Here is an 18,957-nt window from a genome sequence, read left to right as displayed (position 1 = left end):
ATCATTGCTCGAAGCCAGCGTACAAAAGAGGAATGAGCGACGTGTATAGATTTACAGCAGGAAAGACCGGATGGGTGGCCGCAGCGCTGCTGGCCATGACAGTGGGATTGCCTGCAGGAGGGGATGCGGCGGCGCGCGAAGCCACTACCACCGTTTGCGCCACGCCGGCGGGCTGGAATGCAGCCTGTCTGCGCCAGGCGTACGCCCGTCCCATTGCCGACTGGCCCCGTCCGCACCTGCCCGTCGGCGTGGCCGCCGCGGAAATGGCACCCGTCTCGGCCATACCTGTGCCGCCCGTGGCACCGGCCGTCGCGGCGCTGGGGCAGCGCTTGTTCAACGACCCGCGCTTGTCGCGCGCGAACGCGGTGGCCTGCATCAGCTGCCACAGTCCCGACCACAGCTTTGCCGACAGCAAGCGCGTTTCCGTGGGACACGAGGGGCGGCTGGGACAGCGCAATACGCCGGGCTTGCTGGGCGTGGCGCAGGTCAGGATGTTGTTCTGGGATGGCCGCGCCAGCACCCTGGAAGAGCAGGCGCTGGGCCCCTTGCAGCATCCGGATGAAATGGCGGCCGTGGCTGCGCAATTGCCCGCCAAGCTGGCCGCACAGGGCGACTACCCGGCGCAGTTCGACGCGGCCTTCGGCCGGGGCGCTGGCGTGACCTTGCCGCGCATCCTGACGGCGCTGGCCGACTACCAGCGCACCCTGCTGCCGCCCGTCACGCGTTTCGATACCTTCCTGGAGGGCGAACGCACGGCCTTGAACGACCGCGAGCTGCTGGGCCTGCACCTGTTCCGCACCAAGGCGCGCTGCATGACGTGCCACAGCGGCGCCTTGCTGACGGACCAGCAATTCCACAACCTCGGGCTGAGCAATTACGGCAGCCGCAAGTATGAAGACCTGGGGCGCTATCTGGTGACGGGCAAGAATGAGGATGTGGGCAAGTTCCGCACGCCGGGCTTGCGCGGCGTGGCGCAATCGGGGCCGTGGATGCACAATGGCGCGTTCGCGCAGATGGTGGGCATGTTGAACATGTATAACGCGGGCATGTCGCGCCCCGTGCCGCAGAACGCACAGCAGGCGGCCGATCCGAAGTTTCCCGTCACGTCGCCCCTGTTGCAGCGCTTGCAGCTGACGTCCGATGAAATCATCGCGTTGAAGAGTTTTCTGGAAGTGCTGTAGCCGCTCGGCCGGCTGCGCCCGCAGCCGGCCTTTACTTGCTTGCGGCGCCGATATTGTATAGACGTTTGGCGCCTCCCAATCTCTCCAAATTCCACATTCAAGAGGCTTTCCCGATATATTTTCTAAATTGGAAATTTATCGAAAGGAAACGTTGACTCTAAAATAAGTGCGGTCTATATTCGATTTTGTACGATATAAATTCTATAAGGTAATAAGCAGTCAAGCGCAAGTGGCATTGTTTTTCCACGTCAATCGAAAGGTAGAAAATGTTTAAGAAGATCGCACTTTTCCTGTTCGCCGTCGGTGTCAGCGCGTCCTATTCGGTGGGAGCAGCCGGCAATGGTTTGAGCGACTGCCAGCGCGAGTGCTATGGCAGCTTTACCGATTGCCTCGATTCTGGCCATTCCAGCAACACGTGCAAGGATTTGTTAAATGCATGCAAGGCCGATTGCGCCTTGAATTAAGAAAACCAGGTGTGCCGGGGCGCAAGCATTGCTCCGGCTTGGAAGTAACGACGTCAAGGTGGCTTCATGATGCAAAAGAAAATTAAAACCATCGCCATGTATTGCGTGATTCTGGCCGCCGGCCTGGGCAGCGGTTATGGCCTGTCTTTATTGCCTGGTTTATTCAAATCGACTTACACGGAAGGCAATTACGCCGCGTATTTCCCGAATGCCCAGGCAAAGGTGGTGTTGTACGGCACGGACTGGTGCGGCTATTGCGCCAAGACGCGCGCGTACTTCAAGGAAAACAAGATCGACTTTGTCGATCTCGATATCGAAAAATCGCCGGAAGCGAGAAAAGCCCATGAAGAACTCGGCGGCGGCGGCGTGCCCGTGGTGTTGATCGGCAACCGCAAGATCCAGGGTTTCAATACGGGTGCGCTGGAAGCGGCGCTGAAGAAAATCTGATTGCCGGATGGCGCGTAAGAGACGGCGCGCCATGGATGTACGTCATCGTCTGTCAATTCAACAGGAGTGCTTATGTTCAAAAAACTGGGTTTCTTTTTGTTTGCCATGGGCCTCAGCGCCTCGTATGCGATCGCCGGCGGCGAGCCGGAATGCTATTCGCAATGCGATGAAGGGCTGGACCAGTGCATGACCGACCATCCAAGGTCGCCAGGCGCCTGCACCAAGATTCATCAGATGTGCTACAACAGCTGCGCGCAAGAGTAGCATTCAATAAAGTTTGCCGGCTGGCCAGTACGCTGGCCAGGCCGGCTGCATCACTTTATCCATCCTGCCGTCCCTTATTGCCGCAAAGGAGTGCTTATGTTCAAAAAGCTGGGTTTCTTTCTGTTCGCCACGGGCGTCAGCGCCTCGTATGCCATGGCCAGCAGTACCGCCGATATATCGGAATGCCAATCCGAGTGCTATATGGCGCTCGATGCCTGCGTCATGGAGTTCAGTGTTCCCTCATGCGTCCGTGCCAATAAAGCGTGTCTTCAGGCCTGTGGCTGAGTAACACCCGGTCAGGCGGATAAAGCATGGCGATGCGGTTTGACAGGCATCGCTGTTTTTTATTTCATCCCCGCGTGCGGTCATGCCGCCACAGCACGTCGCTGCCGCCGGCAAAGCGGTTCAGCACGCGCGACAGCACGAACAGCAGGTCCGACAGGCGGTTCACGTACTGGCGCGGATGTTCGTGCAGCGGTTCCGCATTGGCCAGCGCGACGATGCTGCGCTCGGCGCGGCGGCACACGGTGCGGCACACATGCGCCAGCGAGGCGGCGCGCGAACCGGCCGGCAGGATGAATTCGCTCAAGGCCGGCAAGTCCGCATTGTATTTCGCCAGCAAGTCGTCGAGGCGTAGCACGTGCTCTTCCTTGATCAGCTGGTAGCCGGGGATGCAGATTTCGCCGCCCAGGTCGAACAGATCGTGCTGGATGGCCACCAGTTCGTCGCGCAAGGCGTCGGGCATGGCTTCGCACAGCAGCAATCCCAGATTCGAATTGAGTTCGTCCACGTCGCCCATGGCGTGGATGCGGACACTGTCCTTGCTGGTGCGGCTGCCGTCGCCCAGGCCGGTGCTGCCATTGTCGCCCGTGCGCGTGGCGATTTTCGAAAGTCGGTTGCCCATGATGTCGATCCTGTAAAGAAGAATGGGGGCAGCATACGACACCGCGCGCCGCCTGGCCCCGGATTTGCCCGCAAATAGGACAAAAAATGCGCTGCGCGCCGCTTTTGTGCTTACAATCGTTGCACGCCCATGCACTTTTGCTCACATCCTATGCTCAATGCCGCCCCTGAATCCGGATTGACCGCCGCGCGCCAGCAAGCCGTCGTCGCGGCCCTGCTGGCCGTGCTGCCGGCCCGTTGCGTGCTGTCCGACGCCGAAGATACGCGCCCGTACGAATGCGATGGCCTGGCCGCCTACCGCCAGCTGCCGATGGTGGTGACGTTGCCGGATACGGAAGAACAGGTCATCGCCATCCTCGGCGTCTGCCGCGCGTTGAAGGTGCCGATCGTGCCGCGCGGCGCGGGCACGGGCCTGTCGGGCGGCGCCTTGCCCATCGCCGACGGCGTGGTGCTGTCGACGGCGCGTTTGAACCGCATCGTGCGCCTTGACGCGTATGCGCGCACGGCCGTGGTGCAGCCGGGCGTGCGCAACCTGGCCATTTCCGAAGCGGCGGCGCAACATGCCTTGTACTACGCGCCCGACCCGTCCTCGCAAATCGCCTGCAGCATCGGCGGCAACGTGGCGGAAAACTCGGGCGGCGTGCATTGTCTGAAATACGGCTTGACCGTGCACAATGTGCTGCGCGCGCGGGTTGTTACCATTGACGGTGACGTGCTGGAACTGGGCGGCGAATGCCTGGACTCGCCCGGCCTCGACTTGCTGGCCGTCTTCATCGGCTCCGAAGGCATGCTGGGCATCGTCACGGAAGTGACGGTCAAGCTGATCCCGAAGCCGGCCACGGCGAGGGTCATCATGGCGTCCTTTGACGACGTCGTCACGGGCGGCAATGCCGTGGCCAACGTGATCGCGGCCGGCATCATCCCGGCCGGCCTGGAAATGATGGACCGGACCTCGTCGCGCATGGTCGAACCGTTCGTCAAGGCCGGTTACGACATCGACGCGGCCGCCATCTTGCTGTGCGAAGCGGATGGCACGCACGAGGAAGTGGAAGAGGAAATCGCCCGCATGACGGCCGTGCTGGAAGGGGCGGGCGCCAGCGCCATCGCCGTGTCGCAGTCGGAAGCGGAGCGCATGAAATTCTGGTCCGGCCGCAAGAACGCCTTTCCCGCGGCGGGACGCATCTCGCCCGACTACTACTGCATGGACGGCACCATCCCGCGCAAGCGCCTGGCCGAAGTCCTGACGGGCATCGCCGGCATGGAAACGACGCATGGCTTGCGCTGCGCCAACGTGTTCCACGCGGGCGACGGCAATTTGCACCCCTTGATCCTGTTCGACGCCAACATGCCCGGCGAATTCGAGCGCGCCGAAGCGTTTGGCGCGGACATCCTGGCCCTGTGCGTGGCCGTGGGCGGCACCATCACGGGCGAACATGGCGTAGGCATGGAAAAGATCAATTCCATGTGCGTGCAATTTACGCGCGCCGAACTCGATGCCTTCTTTGCCGTCAAGCGCGCCTTCGATCCCCATGCCTTGCTGAACCCGGACAAGGCGATTCCTACCTTGAACCGCTGCGCCGAATTCGGCAAGATGCATGTGACGGCGGGACGCCTGCCGTTCGCCAACCTGCCCCGTTTTTAATTTTCCGGAGACTCTTTTGCAAGCGATAGCGGAACAATTCAGGCAGCAGATCCTGGCGGCCAGCGCGGCAGGCAGCCCCTTGCGCCTGCGCGGCGGCGGCACGAAAGACTGGTATGGCCAGCAGCTGGCAGGCGAGGTGCTCGATACGCGTGCGTATGCGGGCATCATCGACTATGAACCGACGGAACTGGTGATCACGGCCCGCTGCGGCACGCCGCTTGCCGAGATCGAGGCGGCGCTGGCCGCGCGCAACCAGATGCTGGCCTTCGAGCCGCCCCATTTCGGGCCGGGTGCCACGGTGGGCGGCGTCGTCGCCAGCGCCCTGTCCGGCCCGCGCCGGGCCAGCGCGGGAGCCCTGCGCGACTTTGTGCTGGGCGCCGTGCTGATGGATGGCCACGGCCAGCGCCTGGCCTTCGGCGGGCAAGTCATGAAGAACGTGGCCGGCTACGATGTCTCGCGCCTGCTGGCTGGCTCGCTGGGCACCCTGGGCCTGATCCTGGAAGTGTCGCTGAAGGTGCTGCCCTTGCCGCTGCGCGAAGCGACCTTGCGCCTGGAATGCGCTGAAATTGCCGCCTTGCGCATGCTCAATGAATGGGCGGGCAAGCCGCTGCCCATTTCCGCCAGTTGCTGGCATGACGGCGTCTTGAGCGTGCGCCTGTCCGGCGCCGAGGCGGCCGTGTCGGCAGCCCTGACATCCTTGAATGGCGAGCTGCTGGTGCAGGAAGACGCGGCCGCCTTCTGGCTGTCCGTGCGCGAACAGACGCACGCTTTCTTCGCGGGCGCGGGCAGCCTGTGGCGTCTGTCGCTGCCGCCGCACGCCAGCGCCGTGATTTTAAAGGGGGGCCAGCTGATCGAATGGGGCGGGGCGCAGCGCTGGCTCAAGCTCGACGGCGACGCCGATGCGGCAGGCAGCCAGCACATCCGCCAGGCCGTGGCCGCGCTTGGGGGCCACGCCACCCTGTTCCGCGGCGGCGACAAGGCCGTGGGCGTGTTCCATCCGCTGGCGCCGGCCATTGAAAAAATCCACCAGCGCCTGCGGCACGCTTTCGACCCGGCCGGCATCTTCAACCCGCACAGAATGACTTGAGCGCATGCAAACCAATCTCGCCGATTTCATCAAGAATACGCCGGCAGGCGACGAAGCCGAAGCCATCCTGCGCGCCTGCGTGCATTGCGGCTTTTGCACGGCCACCTGTCCCACCTACCAGTTGCTGGGCGATGAACTCGATGGCCCGCGTGGACGCATCTACCTGATCAAGCAAGTGCTCGAAGGCGCACCCGTCACGGTCAAGACGCAGACGCACCTGGACCGCTGTCTGACCTGCCGCAATTGCGAATCGACCTGTCCCTCGGGGGTGCAGTACGGGCGCCTGGTCGACATCGGCCGCAACGTCGTCGAACAGCGCGTGCAGCGCCCCTTGCGCGAACGGGCGCTGCGCTTCGCCCTGAAGGAAGCCTTGCCGCGCCGCTGGCTGTTTACGCCCGTGTACAAGGCGGGGCAGGCGCTGCGGCCCTTGCTGTCGAAAGGCTTGCAGGACAAGCTGCGTCCCGGAGAAAAGGCCGGGGCCTGGCCCGCGCGCCGGCATGCGCGCACCATGCTGCTGCTCGACGGCTGCGTGCAGCCGGCCATGTCGCCGAACATCAACGCGGCCACGGCGCGCGTGCTCGACGCCCTGGGCGTGCAGCTGATCGTCGCGACCAAGGCCGGCTGCTGCGGCGCGCTGCGCCATCACTTGAACGACCAGGAAGCGGCGCTGGACGACATGCGCCGCAATATCGACGCCTGGTGGCCCTACGTAGATTGCGTGGACAGCGCGGAAGCCATCGTCATGACGGCCTCCGGCTGCGGCGCCACGGTGAAGGAATATGGCCATCTGCTGGCGCACGACGCCCGCTATGCGGACAAGGCGCGGCGCATCGCAGAATTGACGCGCGACTTGTCCGAGATCATGCCCGCGTTTGAAGCGGAACTGGCGGCGCTGCTGCAAGGGCGCATCGGCAAGCGGGTGGCGTACCACCCGCCGTGCACCCTGCAGCACGGCCAGCAGGTGCGCGGCAAGGTGGAGCAGGTGCTGCGCGCCGTCGGCGTCGACGTGCGCCTGTGCGCCGACAGCCATCTGTGCTGCGGTTCGGCGGGCACGTATTCGATCCTGCAGCCGGCTCTGTCGCAACAGTTGCGCGACAACAAGGTGGCGAACCTGGAAGCGTGCGAGCCGGAGATGATCGTGTCGGCGAATATCGGCTGCCTGAGCCACCTGCAGTCGGGCACGGAGAAGCCCGTGCGGCACTGGATCGAATTGATCGACTCCGCCTTGACCCCGGTCAAATAGGCACTTCGCTGTATTGGGCGATGCGCCATTGCGGCGCCGGGATGAAATTGTTGGCCCATTCCAGCACGGCGTCGGCCGGCATGGGGCGGGCGATGCCGTAGCCTTGCGCCAGGTCGCAGCCCAGCTGGATCAATCGCGCGCCATGCTCGACGCTTTCCACGCCTTCGGCGATCACCGTCAAGCTGAAGGAGCGGGCCAGGCCGATGACGGCGCGCACAAGGTGCAGGTCGTCGCGGTCGTTGAGCATGTTGCGCACGAAGCTCTGGTCGATCTTGACGATATTCGCCGGCAGGCGTTTCAGGTATGACATCGACGAGTAGCCGGTGCCGAAATCGTCGAGCGCGAAGGTGATGCCCAGCGCCTGGCAGGCGCGGATGATGCGGCGCACGTCTTCGATGTCGTGCAGGGCCGACGATTCGAGGATTTCCAGTTCCAGCATGCTGGCGCGCACGCCGGGAAATTCGCCGAGGATGGTTTCCAGGCGCGAGACGAAGTCCGGTTGCTGGAAGTGGCGCGCCGCGATATTCACGCTGACGACCCAGTGCTTGCCGCAAGCCACCCAGCGCTGCATCTGCCACAGGGCCTGGCGCAGTACCCATTCGCCGATGTCGATGATCAGATCCGTCTGTTCCACCAGCGGCAGGAATTGCGCGGGCGCCAGCACGCCGCGGCGCGGGTGCTGCCAGCGCAGCAGCGCTTCCATGCCTACCACCGTGCCGGCGCGCATGTTCACCTTGGGCTGGTAGTACAGCCGCAGTTCGCCATTGATCAGGGCCTGGCGCACTTCCGTGCGCTGGTTGTGGTGGGTGCGCACTTCTTCATCGAGGTTGGTGTCGAAGAAGTGGTACTGGTTGCGCCCCGTCAGTTTCGCCTGGTAGACGGCGTGGTCGGCGTGGCGCAGCAGGCTTTCCGTATTCAAGTCCTTGCCCGCGTAGACGGCGATGCCGACGCTGGCCGTCACGTGCAGCGCCTGCTGGTCGCCCTGGTAGGGGCGGCTCAGTTCCTGCAGCAATTGCGTGATGTTCTGTTCGATGCTGGCGATGCTGGCCTGGCCGCACAGCAGCAGGACGAATTCATCGCCGCCCAGGCGCGCCGCGTAGTGGATCTGGCCCGTAAAGCCGTGCAGGCGGCCGGCCACCTGCTTGAGGATTTCATCGCCCGCTTCGGCGCCGTAGCGGTCGTTGATGGCCTGGAAATGGTCGAGGTCGAACAGGCAGACGGCCAGCAGGCGCTGGCGTTCGCGCGCCAGGAACAGCTCCTGTTCGAAGCGGGCGGCCAGCGCGGCGCGGTTGGGCAAGCCCGTCAGCACGTCATTGTAGTTTTGCCACGACAGCTTTTGCAGCGCCTGCTGCATGTGCACGGTTTCGTTCAACTGCTCGCCCAGCTGGCGCTGGCTGGTCTTCAGCGAGGTCAGCAGCTCTTCGATATCGCCGGCCATGCCGTTGAACGACTGCGACACGGCTTGCGCTTCGGGCGTGGCGCCGGCTGCCAGGCGCACGGCGAAGTTGCCATCGCGGAAGCGGTCCGTCGCCTGCACGAGCCGCGCCAGCAGCTTGCGGTGCGACGCCAGGATCAGGCCCAGCAGGAGGAAGACGAGGACGATGTTAATGGTGCTGAGGACGGCCTGCCCGCGCACCCGTTGCCATACCTGCGCCAGCGGCAGGCCGGGCGTGTAATGCACGTCGAGGATGCCGTCGCCGCCATCCGGCAGCGCCACCGTCAGGCGGCTGCGGATGGCCGCCATGCCCGCCAGGCGTGCAAACCAGGCCGGCACGCCGTCGGCCAGCGTATCGGTCAGCTTGTTGTCGGCCAGCACTTCGACATGCGCGCCAGCCGTATCCCACCGCATGGCGGCGAGACTGCGGTTCAGCGGCAGGGCGCTGCGCAGCACTTGCCGCACGCTGTCGTGCATCGCATGCCGGTCCGTATGCACGGCCAGCGGCAGCACGCTATTGGCCAGGAACAGGTCGAGTTGCCGGGCTTCGCTCTGGTAGCGGGCATTGGCCAGCGCCGTTTCCGTCCCGAGCAGGGCGTGATAGCGAAAGGCGGAAACGGCGAGTATCAGGAAGGTAATAGGGATGAAGAGGCGGGAATAACTGCCCATCCGCATCCATGAAGATAATATTTTCCCAAAGACTGGCATCGTTTTATGATCGATATCTGCGAATAATTATGTAAACATTATCACCGATATTTGCTATTTGAAACACAATATTGATATCAAGCATGAAATAAATACAGTTTTATTGATTTCACATGATTGTTGTCTTAAGTCAAAGTATTGCGCTTCTACTCTTGTAGCAATTGCCGTATGTCGGCCGCCAGGCTGGCCGGCTTGCTGGCCGTCGCATAGCGGCGAAATACGCTGCCATCCTTGCGCACCAGAAACTTGGTGAAATTCCATTTGATCGATTGCGTGCCCAATATGCCGGGCGCCGCCTGTTTTAATTGTGCAAAGACGGGATGGGTATGCGGGCCATTCACGTCGACCTTGGCAAACAGGGGAAAGGTGACGCCGAAGTTTTTTTCGCAAAAGGCGCCAATTTCCGCGTTCGAGCCCGGTTCCTGCTGGCGGAATTGATTGCAGGGAAAACCCAGCACGACCAGGCCCTGGTCGTGGAATTCGCGGTACAGCGTTTCGAGCCCCTGGTATTGCGGCGTGAAGCCGCAGGCGCTGGCCGTATTGACGATCAGCAATACCTTGCCCTTGTAGCGCGCCAGGTCGATCGGCGTGCCGTCCAGTGCCTCGGCCTGGAAATCGTGGATGCTGGTCATGTCAGAGGAGTCCCAGTTTGGTGGCGCCCGCCTGCGGGGCCGGTTCCGGCGCCGTTGCGCCCTTGAGCTTGATCGTCAGGCGCAGGTCGTTGACGGAGTCCGCATTGCGCAGCGCGTCTTCATAGCTGATGGCGCCCGCCTCGTGCAGGTCGAACAGGGCCTGGTCGAAAGTCTGCATGCCATGCTCGCGCGATTTTTTCATCAATTCCTTGATCTCGTGCACCTGGCCCTTGAAGATCAGGTCGCTCATCAGCGGCGAATTGAGCAGGATTTCCAGCGCCGCCTGGCGCCCGCCGCCATCCTTGTTTGGGATCAGCCGCTGCGAAATCATGCCCTTCAAATTCAGCGACAGGTCCATCAGCAACTGCTGGCGCCGCTCTTCGGGGAAGAAATTGATGATGCGGTCCAGCGCCTGGTTGGCGTTGTTCGCGTGCAAGGTCGCCAGGCATAGATGGCCCGTCTCGGCAAACGCGATGGCGTGGTCCATGGTGTCGCGGTCGCGGATTTCGCCGATCTGTATCACGTCGGGCGCCTGGCGCAGGGTGTTTTTCAGGGCCGTGGCCCAGTCGTCCGTATCGACGCCCACTTCGCGCTGGGTGACGATACAGTTGCCGTGCGGATGGATGAATTCCACGGGGTCTTCGATGGTGATGATGTGGCCGTGGCTGTGGGCGTTGCGGTGGCCCACCATGGCCGCCAGGGTGGTCGACTTGCCGCAGCCCGTGGCGCCCACCATGATGACGAGGCCCCGCTTGCTCATCACGATGTCTTGCAGGATGGCGGGCAAACCCAGCCCAGCGAGGCTGGGGATGGCGGTATTGATCAATCGCAAGACCATGCCTGCCTGGCCCATCTGCACGAAGGCGGATACGCGGAAGCGTCCGAGCCCCTCCGGGCTGATGGCGAAATTGGCTTCGCGGCTGGACTCGAACTCGGCCGCCTGGCGCGCGTTCATGACGGCGCGCACGTAGCCGGCCGCCTGTGCCGCGTCAAGCGCGCCGCCAGCCAGCGGCGTCAGCTTGCCGTCGAGCTTGATGGCGGCGGGAAAGCCGGCCGTGATGAACAGGTCGGAGCCGCCCCGGGCGCGCATCTGCGCCAGCAGCGCATGCATGGCGCCATAGTGTTCGTGCGTCGTCTGCATGGCTTATCCGGGGAAGTTTTCAGGGGACTTGGCGGCCGAGCGGGCCGTTTCCGCCGAGATCGTGCCGCGCCGCACCAGGTCGGTGAGGCACTGGTCCAGGGTTTGCATGCCCACGTTGCTGCCCGTCTGGATGGCCGAGTACATTTGCGCCACTTTCGCTTCGCGGATCAGGTTGCGCACGGCCGGCGTGGCCAGCATGATTTCATGCGCGGCCACGCGGCCCGCGCCGTCCTTGGTTTTCAGCAAGTTTTGCGAAATGACGGCTTGCAAGGATTCGGACAGCATGGCGCGCACCATTTCCTTTTCCTCGGCAGGGAAGACGTCGATGATGCGGTCGATCGACTTCGCCGCCGACGAGGTGTGCAGGGTGCCGAACACCAGGTGGCCCGTCTCGGCCGCCGTCAGCGCCAGGCGGATGGTTTCCAGGTCGCGCAATTCGCCCACCAAAATCACGTCCGGGTCTTCGCGCAGGGCCGAGCGCAGCGCATTGCTGAACGAATGCGTGTGCGAACCGACTTCGCGCTGGTTGATCAGGCATTTCTTCGGTTCATGCACGAATTCGATCGGGTCTTCGATGGTCAGGATATGGTGGTTCAGGCGCTCGTTGACGTGGTTCACCATGGCCGCCAGGGTGGTCGACTTGCCGGAACCTGTCGGGCCCGTCACCAGCACGAGTCCCCGCGGGCGCATGGCCAGCTCGCCGAAGATGCGCGGCGCATTGAGTTCTTCCAGGGTCAGCACCTTCGACGGAATCGTGCGCAGCACGGCCGAGGCACCCCGCTCCTGGTTGTAGGCGTTGACGCGGAAGCGCGCCAGGCCGGGAATCTCGAACGAAAAATCGCATTCCAGCGCTTCTTCATACGCCTTGCGCTGGCTGTCGTTCATGATGTCGTAGATCATGCTGTGCACTTCCTTGTGCTCGAGCGGCGCCACGTTCAGGCGGCGCACGTCGCCATTGACCCGTATCATCGGCGGCAGGCCGGAAGACAGGTGCAGGTCGGAAGCCTTGTTGCTGACGGAGAAAGCGAGTAGTTCGGAGATGTCCATTTATAATCCCTGTGCCTGCATTGATGGGCTGGCGCACCGTGCCGCCGCCCCTATACACTAGAAAATGATTATGTCCACAATCGAACAGAACTTGCAAGCCGTGCGCGACAGTATTGCGCAGGCCGCCTTGGAGGCGCAGCGCGCCCCTGGTGACGTGACCCTGCTGGCCGTGTCGAAAACCTTCGGCGCGGACGCCGTGCTGGCAGCCATGCGCGCGGGCCAGGCGGCGTTTGGCGAAAATTACCTGCAGGAAGCGCTCGACAAGATTAACGCCATCAAGCTTGCGCTGCCGCAAGGCGCACCCGTCTGGCATTTCATCGGCCCCATCCAGAGCAACAAGACGCGCCCCATCGCCGAACATTTCGACTGGGTGCATACGGTGGAACGGGAAAAGATCGCCGCCCGCCTGTCCGAGCAGCGCCCGGCCGGCTTGCCGGACTTGAATATCTGCCTGCAAGTCAATATCAGCGGCGAAGCCAGCAAGAGCGGCGTGACGCCGGCTGACTTGCCGACGCTGGCGCATGCCGTGGCGCAACTGCCCCGTTTGCGCCTGCGCGGCCTGATGGCCATTCCCGAGCCGGAAACGGATGTCAACCTGCAGCGCGCCGCCTTTGCGCAATTGCGCATGCTGTACGACCAATTGAAGGCGGACGGCCTGGCGCTCGATACCTTGTCGATGGGCATGTCGGCCGACTTGCGCGCCGCCGTGCTGGAAGGTGCCACCATCGTGCGCGTGGGCAGCGCCATCTTCGGTTCCCGCAATTACTCTTAACTGATTGATAGAAAGCATAGCCATGACGACAGAATTGAATATCGCCTTTGTGGGCGGCGGCAACATGGCGGCGGCCCTGATCGCCGGCCTGGCGGGTAAATTGACCCTGGGCGGCAACATCCACGTGATCGACCCGCATGCGCCGGCGCTGGAAAAATTGCAGGCGCAATTCGGCGTGACGACGGCTTCCGCCGCCGGCGACGCGCTGCGCGGCGTGGACGTGATCGTGCTGGCCGTGAAGCCGCAAAGCATGCGCGACGTGGCGGCGCAGTTGCTGCCCTTCCTCGACGGAAACAAGGCGCCATTGATCCTGTCGATCGCGGCCGGCATCCGCGCGGCCGACCTGTCGCGCTGGCTCGGCGATTACCGCGCCATCGTGCGCTGCATGCCGAACACGCCGGCCCTGATCGGCATGGGCATCACGGGCATGGTGGCCAGCAGCGGCGTCAGCGATGAGCAAAAGAAGACGGCGGACGCCATCCTGCGCGCCGTCGGTCAGACCGTCTGGCTCGATGATGAAGCGAAGATCGACCCTGTGACGGCCGTGTCCGGCAGCGGTCCCGCCTATGTGTTTTACTTTATCGAAGCGATGCAGCAGGCAGCCGCCGAGCTGGGCCTGACGCCGGAGCAGGGCACGCAGCTGGCGATTGCCACGTTTACGGGCGCGGCGCAGCTGGCGGCGAACTCCAGCGAACCCGTGTCCTTGCTGCGCGAGCGGGTCACGTCGAAGGGCGGCACGACGTATGCGGCGCTCACCAGCATGGAAGAGAGCGGCGTGAAGGCGGCCATCGTCAAGGGCATCAAGGCGGCCGCGCAGCGGGGGCGCGAGATGGGTGATGAGCTGTCGAAGTAATTAGATCACCTTGACGGCGCGGCCGATGTATAAAACCGGCCCCGTCGGCCGGCCCGTGGGCGAGCCCGTTGCCGGTTCCAGGGTGATTTCAAACAGTTGCTCCGGCTGCAGCGGCGGCAGCTTGTCCAATGTCAACTTGAGGCTTTGTCCCGGCTTGACCAGGCCCAGCGAGACGGGCGCACCCCAGTCCTTGCCCTTGGTCCAGAATTGCAGGGCCTTTTGCTGCGGCACGCTGGTCGGCCCCAGCGGGATCAGGCTCAGGTCGCGATTCTTGCCGCCGCGTCCGCCCGCCTGCACGATCCAGCCCGGCGATTTATCTTGCGGCGCCACCAGCACCACCAGGTAGCCGGGTCCGCTGGGTGCCTGCAGTTGCACGCTGACCAGCACGGCCAGCGCGGCCGTGGCCGCCAAGCCGCCGCCCGCCAGTATTCTCCAGAACGCCAGGCTGTTCCACCACGCCTGCCAGCCGCCCGCCTGCCGCACGGCCGAAGGCGTGAACAGGCTGGCGCTGATGCGCGGCCACAGTTGCGCGGAGGGCGTTTCGGGCGGCGCCAGGGTCGTCAAGGGCAGCAGGCGCCGTTCCCAGGCTTCGACGGCATCGCGCAAGACGGCGTCGCGCGGCAAGCGCTGTTCCACTTCCGCCCGTTCGGCCAGCTCCAGGGTGCCCAGCACGTATTCGCTGGCCAGCCTGTGCAATTCTTCGTCGCCGTTGATCATCCCATGCACTCCCGCAAGGCGGCCAGGCCCCGCTTGACCCAGGCCTTGACGGTCCCCAGCGGCGCTTGCAGGCGCTGCGCGATTTCGCTGTGGGAACAGCCGTCAACGTAGGCGTACAGGATGCTGTTGCGCTTCGATTCATCCAGGTGGCCGAGGCAATCGTGCAGCTTGCCCAGGTTCGCCTGGTCGGCATAGGCCTCGCCCGCATCGTGGCTGTGGCGTTCGTGCAGCAGGGTTTCCACGGTATCCTCGTCGGCCGGTACTTCATGGGCGCGGGCGCGCGCCACGTCCAGCGCCTGGTGCCGCACCACCACATAGATCCAGCCCTTGCCGCTGCCGCGCGTGGCGTCGAAACTGCCGGCGCGGCGCCAGATATTCAGGAAGGCGTCGTGCAGCACGTCTTCGGCCAGCGCCCGCTGGCGCACGATGCGCAGGGCCACGCCCAGCAGGTAGCGGCTTTCCTGCTGGTACAGGCCGTGCAATGCCTGCTGCTCGCCCCTGGCGCAGGCGCGCAGGGCGGCATCGTAATCGAACGGAGTGGCTAGCGTTGGCAAGGTCGGCGCAATCGTCAGGAATAAAACGGTTAGCAAGTTTTCAAGGCCGAGTATAGGCCAGAAACCCGCTTGCCAACCGTCAATTTGACGCTGTTATGCGGCTTTCCAAAAAATGTAGTCGGCCTGATAGGGCACCCATTGTTTGGCGCCGATGCTTTCCATGCCGCAGGGGCTGCTTGGCGCCACGCCGCCGCTGGTGGCCACGCGCTGGATGTAGCTGACGCCCTGCATGGCGCCGCTGCCCGTGGCCGGATTGGCCTTCACCAGCTGGTACGGGATATTGCCCGCGCCGGCCGGCGCCACGGCCACTTGCGTCGCCGTCACTTTCGAACCGTCCAGGTTGGCCCAGGTGGCCGGTGGACCGACATACGTGCCCACCTGCATGCCGCTGCGGTCGTTCAAGGCCGCGTCCGGTCCCACGAAAACCCATTCATGGCCCGTCATGTCTTTCTTGGCCTTGCATTCGTAGGCGATCTTGCCCACGCCCACGGTCTGCATGGCCACCTGGTGGCCATCGGGTACCTTGACGGCGTTCGGTAATTGTTCTTGCGAATAGCGCGCGCTCATGGGGGCGCAAGCGCTCAGCAGCAGGGCGGCGCCCAGCACAGCGAGGGCGGGAACGGCGTGGCGTGGGGCGGTGAAGGCAAGCATGGCGAACTCCTGGTAGTTGGCTCAACCGGCTGGTTGATACCATTACTACGCATGGGTCTGCCATTTGGATGCAGCCAGGTCAAAATATTTTATGACGGCGTTTCTTTCTTGCTGAAACGCTGCGCCAGCGCCAGCAGGACGGGCATGGCCGTGGTGGCGTGCTTGAGCAGCGCGCCGCTGGCCCGCAGCAGCGGCAGGATGCGGCGCGGACGTACCAGCGCCAGGCCCAGCACGGCGCCGCCCACCATCAGGGGAATTTTAAAGCGCGTGGCCAGGGTGTGGCGCAGATTGCCGCCCGTCAGCGGTTCCAGCAACTGGCGCGTCTGCACGCCCAGGGCCAGGCGCTGCAGCGCGCATTCGGCCAGCAGCGCGTCGCGCCGCTGCGCCAGGCTGGCGGCCGTGTGGACGCTGGACAATTTGGTGGGGTGCGTGGTCATGGCCGCTCCGATCCCCGGCGCGCCAGCAATTGCAGCTCGTCCAGGTCTTTGTTCAGTTCGGAAAGTGTAAAAGAAAGCAGTTTCGGCTTGCTGCGGAAACTGGCGCGCACGCCCAGCAGGGTGGCGATGGCGGCGACGATGAAGACGGCGGCCGTAATGGCGATGGCGGCGATGCGGTGCGTATCCCAGAACAGCACGATGACGAGGAACACGATCAAGACGAGGCCGACAAACAGGCACAACAGTGCCAGCATGGCCAGCGCCAGATAGGACAGGAAGCGCAGCGACTCTTCTTCCATTTCCACGGCCGCCAGGGCCAGACGGGTCTGGACGATGGCGGCGAGGGTCGCTGCGACTTGGGCGACATGGTGCACGATAGCCATATGCTGCCTTTCGCGTCAGGTGACGGCCTGCGCCGTCGGTACCGCGTCGTTACAATCTAGCGGCGCGACGAGGAAAGCAGCAGACCGAACAGCACGCCGACGACGGCGCCCGCGCCCACGGCTTTCCAGGGATTGTCCTGCACGTATTCGTCGGTGGCCTTGGCCGCCTTCTTGGTCCGTTCGAGCAAGTCTTCTTCCAGCTTGATCAAGTCTTTCTTGGCCGTTTCCAGGGTGGCGATGAACTTGTCCTTGACGGCTTTGACATTCTCGCCCGTCTGATCCTTGGCGCCATCGAGCCAGCCTTCCGCTTCATCGATGACGGTCTTCAAGTCGCCGACCAGTTTGTCGCGGGCCTTGTCGGCGTCGGCGAGGATGCTGTCGCTGCTGGATTTTCCGGTATGTATCGAGCTCATGTATTACCTCATGGAAGTGAAACTGCACAGTGAAATACCAGTGTAGGCAGCTGCGGCCAGGCTTGTCTTGCGCCGCCTCAAGGGCTACCGCGGCGCAAGGGTCATTGCTTAACGGAAAGCAAAGTCCAGTACCACGCCCGCAAATACCGCCGCTCCTAGCCAGTTATTATGCCGGAATGCCGCAAAACACGGCATACGCTCGCGTGCGCGGATCAAGGTGTAGTGATAAACGGCGCAGCCGGCCGCCACCAGCAAGCCCGCGACGAACCAGTAACGCAAGCCCAGATACCAGCCGCATGCCAGCCACAGCAGCAGGAAAACGGCATAGCAGGCCATGACGATGGCCACGTCGTAGCGGCCAAAGGTGATGGCCGAGGTCTTGATGCCGATCTTCAAGTCATCGTCGCGGTCGACCATCGCGTATTCCGTATCGTAGGCCACGGCCCAGAAGACATTGCCCAGCAGCAGCAGCCAGGCGACGGCGGGCACGGCATCCGTGATGGCGGCAAAGCCCATGGGAATGCCGAAGCCGAAGGCGATGCCGAGATACGCTTGCGGAATCGCAAAGAAACGCTTGAAATAGGGATAGGTGCCGGCGATGATGACGGCGGCCACGGACAGCTGCTTGGTCAGCGCGTTGAGGGGCAGGATCAGGCAAAAGGCCAGCACGGTCAGCACGCCGGCCACGGCCAGCGCTTCCTTGCCGCTGATGCGTCCGCTGGTGATGGGACGCTCGGCCGTGCGCTTGACGAATTTGTCGATATCCTGGTCGGCGTAGTCATTGATGGCGCAGCCTGCCGAGCGCATCAGGAAAGTGCCGAGGGTAAAGATGAGCAGCAGCCGCCAGTCCGGCACGCCCTGCTGCGCCAGCCACAGCGCGCACAGGGTAGGCCACAGCAGCAATACGGTACCGATAGGCTTGTCCAGCCGTATCAGGCGGAAATACAGCGCCAGCTTGTTCATGGAAGACTCGATCTTGTTGAAGAGAAAGGTCGATTATCGCAAATAGTATGTAAATGTACTATTTTGCGCCTGGGGCGCTAGTCTTCATCCTCGCACAGCGGCGTAATGCCCGGCAAGTTGCAGCTGGCGATGGCCGCGCACAGGGCGTCGATGGCGGCCTTGCGCGTGAAACTCTTGCGCCACAGCATCACCACGCGGCGCGAGGGCACGGGGGCGGCGAAGGGCCGGTATTCGAGCATGCCGTCGGTGGCGTGCATATTGGCGACGGAGGCGCGCGGCAAGACCGTCAGGCCGATGCCGCTGGCCACCATGTGGCGGATGGTTTCCAGCGAGGAACCCTCAAACGTGCGCTGCATGCCATTGCCGGGCGAGGAAAAACGCGCCATTTCGGGGCACACTTCCAGCACCTGGTCGCGGAAACAGTGGCCATTGCCCAGCAGCAGCATGGTTTCCGATTTCAAGTCTTGCGCGGCGATTTTCTCGCGCGCCGTCCATGGATGCTGGCGCGGCATGGCGACGACGAACGGTTCGTCATACAGTTCCTGCATGGCCATGCCGTGTTCGGGCAGGGGCAGGGCCATGATGGCCACGTCCAGTTCGCCCTGGCGCAGCAATTCGAGCAGGCGAACCGTGAAGTTTTCCTGCAAGATCAAGGGCATCTGCGGTACCTGGTCTATCATGGCCTTGACCAGGGGCGGCAGCAGGTAGGGGCCGATCGTGTAGATCACGCCCAGGCGCAGGGGGCCGGCCAGCGGGTCCTTGTTTTGCTTGGCAAGTTCCTTGATGGCGGCCGTCTGTTCCAGCACGCGCTCGGCTTGCGCAATGATCTGCGCGCCCAGGGGCGTGACGGAGATTTCCGCGCCGCCCCGTTCGAACAGGACCACGCCCAATTCGTCTTCGAGTTTCTTGATGGCCACTGACAGGGTGGGCTGGGCAACGAAGCAGGCTTCGGCGGCGTGGCCGAAGTGCTTCGCTCGCGCGACTGCAACGATATATTTCAGTTCAGTCAGTGTCATAGGT

The 18,957-nt window shown here is 63.5% G+C and carries 23 protein-coding genes; 10 read left to right on the top strand and 13 right to left on the bottom strand.

The features are described from left to right. Positions 1–41: 41 nt before the first annotated feature. The 5 genes from CLU94_RS09685 to CLU94_RS09665 all read left to right on the top strand — a co-directional run bounded on the left by CLU94_RS09685 (position 42) and on the right by CLU94_RS09665 (position 2,641). Entirely contained in the window at positions 42–1,181 is a 1,140-nt protein-coding gene (locus CLU94_RS09685; protein ID WP_218965285.1) for a cytochrome-c peroxidase, read from the top strand. Between the two features lie 266 nt (positions 1,182–1,447). After that, positions 1,448–1,645, top strand: a complete 198-nt coding sequence (locus tag CLU94_RS09680; protein ID WP_099665485.1) for a hypothetical protein — start codon at positions 1,448–1,450, stop codon at positions 1,643–1,645. 66 nt (positions 1,646–1,711) lie between these two features. Further along, a complete protein-coding gene (locus CLU94_RS09675) occupies positions 1,712–2,092 on the top strand; it encodes a glutaredoxin family protein (RefSeq protein WP_257218742.1) in 381 nt (126 codons plus the stop codon). Between the two features lie 72 nt (positions 2,093–2,164). Then, entirely contained in the window at positions 2,165–2,356 is a 192-nt protein-coding gene (locus CLU94_RS09670) for a hypothetical protein (protein ID WP_099665484.1), read from the top strand. A 96-nt stretch (positions 2,357–2,452) separates the two neighbouring features. Then, positions 2,453–2,641, top strand: coding sequence for a hypothetical protein (locus CLU94_RS09665; protein ID WP_099665483.1), 189 nt, complete (start codon positions 2,453–2,455; stop codon positions 2,639–2,641). 64 nt (positions 2,642–2,705) lie between these two features. On the opposite strand, the gene CLU94_RS09660 is transcribed toward CLU94_RS09665, so the two are convergent. Beyond that, positions 2,706–3,260, bottom strand: a complete 555-nt coding sequence (locus CLU94_RS09660) for a cob(I)yrinic acid a,c-diamide adenosyltransferase (protein WP_099665482.1) — start codon at positions 3,258–3,260, stop codon at positions 2,706–2,708. A gap of 150 nt (positions 3,261–3,410) precedes the next feature. On the opposite strand from CLU94_RS09660, the gene CLU94_RS09655 reads away from it, so the two are divergent. From CLU94_RS09655 to glcF, 3 genes are read left to right on the top strand one after another with little or no spacing between them, the layout of a single operon-like run. After that, positions 3,411–4,901, top strand: coding sequence for an FAD-linked oxidase C-terminal domain-containing protein (locus CLU94_RS09655; RefSeq protein WP_099665481.1), 1,491 nt, complete (start codon positions 3,411–3,413; stop codon positions 4,899–4,901). A gap of 16 nt (positions 4,902–4,917) precedes the next feature. Beyond that, a complete protein-coding gene (gene glcE, locus CLU94_RS09650; RefSeq protein WP_099665480.1) occupies positions 4,918–5,988 on the top strand; it encodes a glycolate oxidase subunit GlcE in 1,071 nt (356 codons plus the stop codon). Positions 5,989–5,992: 4 nt separating this feature from the next. After that, positions 5,993–7,231, top strand: a complete 1,239-nt coding sequence (gene glcF / locus CLU94_RS09645) for a glycolate oxidase subunit GlcF (RefSeq protein ID WP_099665479.1) — start codon at positions 5,993–5,995, stop codon at positions 7,229–7,231. On the opposite strand, the gene CLU94_RS09640 is transcribed toward glcF, so the two are convergent. The 4 genes from CLU94_RS09640 to CLU94_RS09625 form a co-directional block, all read right to left on the bottom strand. Beyond that, on the bottom strand, positions 7,224–9,335 hold the full coding sequence (locus tag CLU94_RS09640; protein WP_099665478.1) for a putative bifunctional diguanylate cyclase/phosphodiesterase: 2,112 nt from the start codon (positions 9,333–9,335) through the stop codon (positions 7,224–7,226). The genes glcF and CLU94_RS09640 overlap by 8 nt on opposite strands. Positions 9,336–9,520: 185 nt before the next feature. Then, positions 9,521–10,006 carry a glutathione peroxidase gene (locus CLU94_RS09635; protein ID WP_099665477.1) on the bottom strand — a complete coding sequence of 162 codons (486 nt, stop codon included), beginning with the start codon at positions 10,004–10,006 and terminating at the stop codon, positions 9,521–9,523. Position 10,007: 1 nt separating this feature from the next. After that, positions 10,008–11,147 (bottom strand): PilT/PilU family type 4a pilus ATPase, encoded by a 1,140-nt coding sequence (locus tag CLU94_RS09630; protein WP_180278624.1) that lies wholly within the window; start codon positions 11,145–11,147, stop codon positions 10,008–10,010. Between the two features lie 3 nt (positions 11,148–11,150). Then, complete coding sequence (locus CLU94_RS09625; protein WP_099665476.1) at positions 11,151–12,194, bottom strand: type IV pilus twitching motility protein PilT; 1,044 nt, start codon at positions 12,192–12,194, stop codon at positions 11,151–11,153. 70 nt (positions 12,195–12,264) lie between these two features. On the opposite strand from CLU94_RS09625, the gene CLU94_RS09620 reads away from it, so the two are divergent. Both CLU94_RS09620 and proC read left to right on the top strand, forming a co-directional pair. Next, on the top strand, positions 12,265–12,966 hold the full coding sequence (locus CLU94_RS09620; RefSeq protein WP_099665475.1) for a YggS family pyridoxal phosphate-dependent enzyme: 702 nt from the start codon (positions 12,265–12,267) through the stop codon (positions 12,964–12,966). Between the two features lie 22 nt (positions 12,967–12,988). After that, positions 12,989–13,819: a pyrroline-5-carboxylate reductase gene (gene proC, locus CLU94_RS09615; RefSeq protein WP_099665474.1), complete on the top strand. Its 831-nt coding sequence runs from the start codon at positions 12,989–12,991 to the stop codon at positions 13,817–13,819. On the opposite strand, the gene CLU94_RS09610 is transcribed toward proC, so the two are convergent. The 8 genes from CLU94_RS09610 to CLU94_RS09575 all read right to left on the bottom strand — a co-directional run bounded on the left by CLU94_RS09610 (position 13,820) and on the right by CLU94_RS09575 (position 18,953). Then, positions 13,820–14,536: an anti-sigma factor gene (locus CLU94_RS09610; RefSeq protein WP_099665473.1), complete on the bottom strand. Its 717-nt coding sequence runs from the start codon at positions 14,534–14,536 to the stop codon at positions 13,820–13,822. It abuts the gene before it with no gap. Further along, complete coding sequence (locus CLU94_RS09605) at positions 14,533–15,126, bottom strand: sigma-70 family RNA polymerase sigma factor (protein ID WP_257218741.1); 594 nt, start codon at positions 15,124–15,126, stop codon at positions 14,533–14,535. The genes CLU94_RS09610 and CLU94_RS09605 overlap by 4 nt, the downstream gene beginning before the upstream one ends. Before the next feature lie 57 nt (positions 15,127–15,183). Further along, the gene (locus CLU94_RS09600; protein ID WP_099665472.1) at positions 15,184–15,741 is read right to left on the bottom strand and encodes a DUF3455 domain-containing protein; all 558 of its coding nucleotides are present in this window, start codon (positions 15,739–15,741) and stop codon (positions 15,184–15,186) included. Between the two features lie 89 nt (positions 15,742–15,830). After that, a complete protein-coding gene (locus tag CLU94_RS09595) occupies positions 15,831–16,178 on the bottom strand; it encodes a hypothetical protein (protein ID WP_077399688.1) in 348 nt (115 codons plus the stop codon). Further along, the gene (locus CLU94_RS09590; RefSeq protein ID WP_046683403.1) at positions 16,175–16,561 is read right to left on the bottom strand and encodes a phage holin family protein; all 387 of its coding nucleotides are present in this window, start codon (positions 16,559–16,561) and stop codon (positions 16,175–16,177) included. The genes CLU94_RS09595 and CLU94_RS09590 overlap by 4 nt, the downstream gene beginning before the upstream one ends. Positions 16,562–16,617: 56 nt before the next feature. Next, positions 16,618–16,974, bottom strand: a complete 357-nt coding sequence (locus CLU94_RS09585; RefSeq protein ID WP_099665471.1) for a glycine zipper domain-containing protein — start codon at positions 16,972–16,974, stop codon at positions 16,618–16,620. Positions 16,975–17,082: 108 nt separating this feature from the next. Continuing rightward, complete coding sequence (gene ubiA, locus CLU94_RS09580) at positions 17,083–17,937, bottom strand: 4-hydroxybenzoate octaprenyltransferase (RefSeq protein ID WP_034784859.1); 855 nt, start codon at positions 17,935–17,937, stop codon at positions 17,083–17,085. 77 nt (positions 17,938–18,014) lie between these two features. Next, the gene (locus CLU94_RS09575) at positions 18,015–18,953 is read right to left on the bottom strand and encodes a hydrogen peroxide-inducible genes activator (protein ID WP_099665470.1); all 939 of its coding nucleotides are present in this window, start codon (positions 18,951–18,953) and stop codon (positions 18,015–18,017) included. Between the last annotated feature and the right edge of the window lie 4 nt (positions 18,954–18,957).

Origin of the sequence: Janthinobacterium sp. 13, assembly GCF_002749695.1 — a bacterium.
Taxonomy (GTDB): Bacteria; Pseudomonadota; Gammaproteobacteria; order Burkholderiales; family Burkholderiaceae_D; genus Janthinobacterium; species Janthinobacterium kumbetense.
Note: the sequence above shows the minus strand (reverse complement) of the source record. Positions and strands in the feature narration are given on the sequence as shown.

What these genes read in the sequence shown, in the direction of transcription:
- CLU94_RS09680 (WP_099665485.1), top strand. Translation starts at nt 1,448, where the DNA reads ATGTTTAAGAAGATCGCACTTTTCCTGTTCGCCGTCGGTGTCAGCGCG.
- CLU94_RS09675 (WP_257218742.1), top strand. Translation starts at nt 1,712, where the DNA reads ATGATGCAAAAGAAAATTAAAACCATCGCCATGTATTGCGTGATTCTG.
- CLU94_RS09670 (WP_099665484.1), top strand. Translation starts at nt 2,165, where the DNA reads ATGTTCAAAAAACTGGGTTTCTTTTTGTTTGCCATGGGCCTCAGCGCC.
- CLU94_RS09665 (WP_099665483.1), top strand. Translation starts at nt 2,453, where the DNA reads ATGTTCAAAAAGCTGGGTTTCTTTCTGTTCGCCACGGGCGTCAGCGCC.
- CLU94_RS09660 (WP_099665482.1), bottom strand. Translation starts at nt 3,260, where the DNA reads ATGGGCAACCGACTTTCGAAAATCGCCACGCGCACGGGCGACAATGGC.
- CLU94_RS09655 (WP_099665481.1), top strand. Translation starts at nt 3,411, where the DNA reads ATGCTCAATGCCGCCCCTGAATCCGGATTGACCGCCGCGCGCCAGCAA.
- glcF (WP_099665479.1), top strand. Translation starts at nt 5,993, where the DNA reads ATGCAAACCAATCTCGCCGATTTCATCAAGAATACGCCGGCAGGCGAC.
- CLU94_RS09640 (WP_099665478.1), bottom strand. Translation starts at nt 9,335, where the DNA reads ATGGGCAGTTATTCCCGCCTCTTCATCCCTATTACCTTCCTGATACTC.
- CLU94_RS09635 (WP_099665477.1), bottom strand. Translation starts at nt 10,006, where the DNA reads ATGACCAGCATCCACGATTTCCAGGCCGAGGCACTGGACGGCACGCCG.
- CLU94_RS09630 (WP_180278624.1), bottom strand. Translation starts at nt 11,147, where the DNA reads ATGCAGACGACGCACGAACACTATGGCGCCATGCATGCGCTGCTGGCG.
- CLU94_RS09625 (WP_099665476.1), bottom strand. Translation starts at nt 12,194, where the DNA reads ATGGACATCTCCGAACTACTCGCTTTCTCCGTCAGCAACAAGGCTTCC.
- CLU94_RS09620 (WP_099665475.1), top strand. Translation starts at nt 12,265, where the DNA reads ATGTCCACAATCGAACAGAACTTGCAAGCCGTGCGCGACAGTATTGCG.
- proC (WP_099665474.1), top strand. Translation starts at nt 12,989, where the DNA reads ATGACGACAGAATTGAATATCGCCTTTGTGGGCGGCGGCAACATGGCG.
- CLU94_RS09610 (WP_099665473.1), bottom strand. Translation starts at nt 14,536, where the DNA reads ATGATCAACGGCGACGAAGAATTGCACAGGCTGGCCAGCGAATACGTG.
- CLU94_RS09600 (WP_099665472.1), bottom strand. Translation starts at nt 15,741, where the DNA reads ATGCTTGCCTTCACCGCCCCACGCCACGCCGTTCCCGCCCTCGCTGTG.
- CLU94_RS09595 (WP_077399688.1), bottom strand. Translation starts at nt 16,178, where the DNA reads ATGACCACGCACCCCACCAAATTGTCCAGCGTCCACACGGCCGCCAGC.
- CLU94_RS09590 (WP_046683403.1), bottom strand. Translation starts at nt 16,561, where the DNA reads ATGGCTATCGTGCACCATGTCGCCCAAGTCGCAGCGACCCTCGCCGCC.
- CLU94_RS09585 (WP_099665471.1), bottom strand. Translation starts at nt 16,974, where the DNA reads ATGAGCTCGATACATACCGGAAAATCCAGCAGCGACAGCATCCTCGCC.
- ubiA (WP_034784859.1), bottom strand. Translation starts at nt 17,937, where the DNA reads ATGAACAAGCTGGCGCTGTATTTCCGCCTGATACGGCTGGACAAGCCT.
- CLU94_RS09575 (WP_099665470.1), bottom strand. Translation starts at nt 18,953, where the DNA reads ATGACACTGACTGAACTGAAATATATCGTTGCAGTCGCGCGAGCGAAG.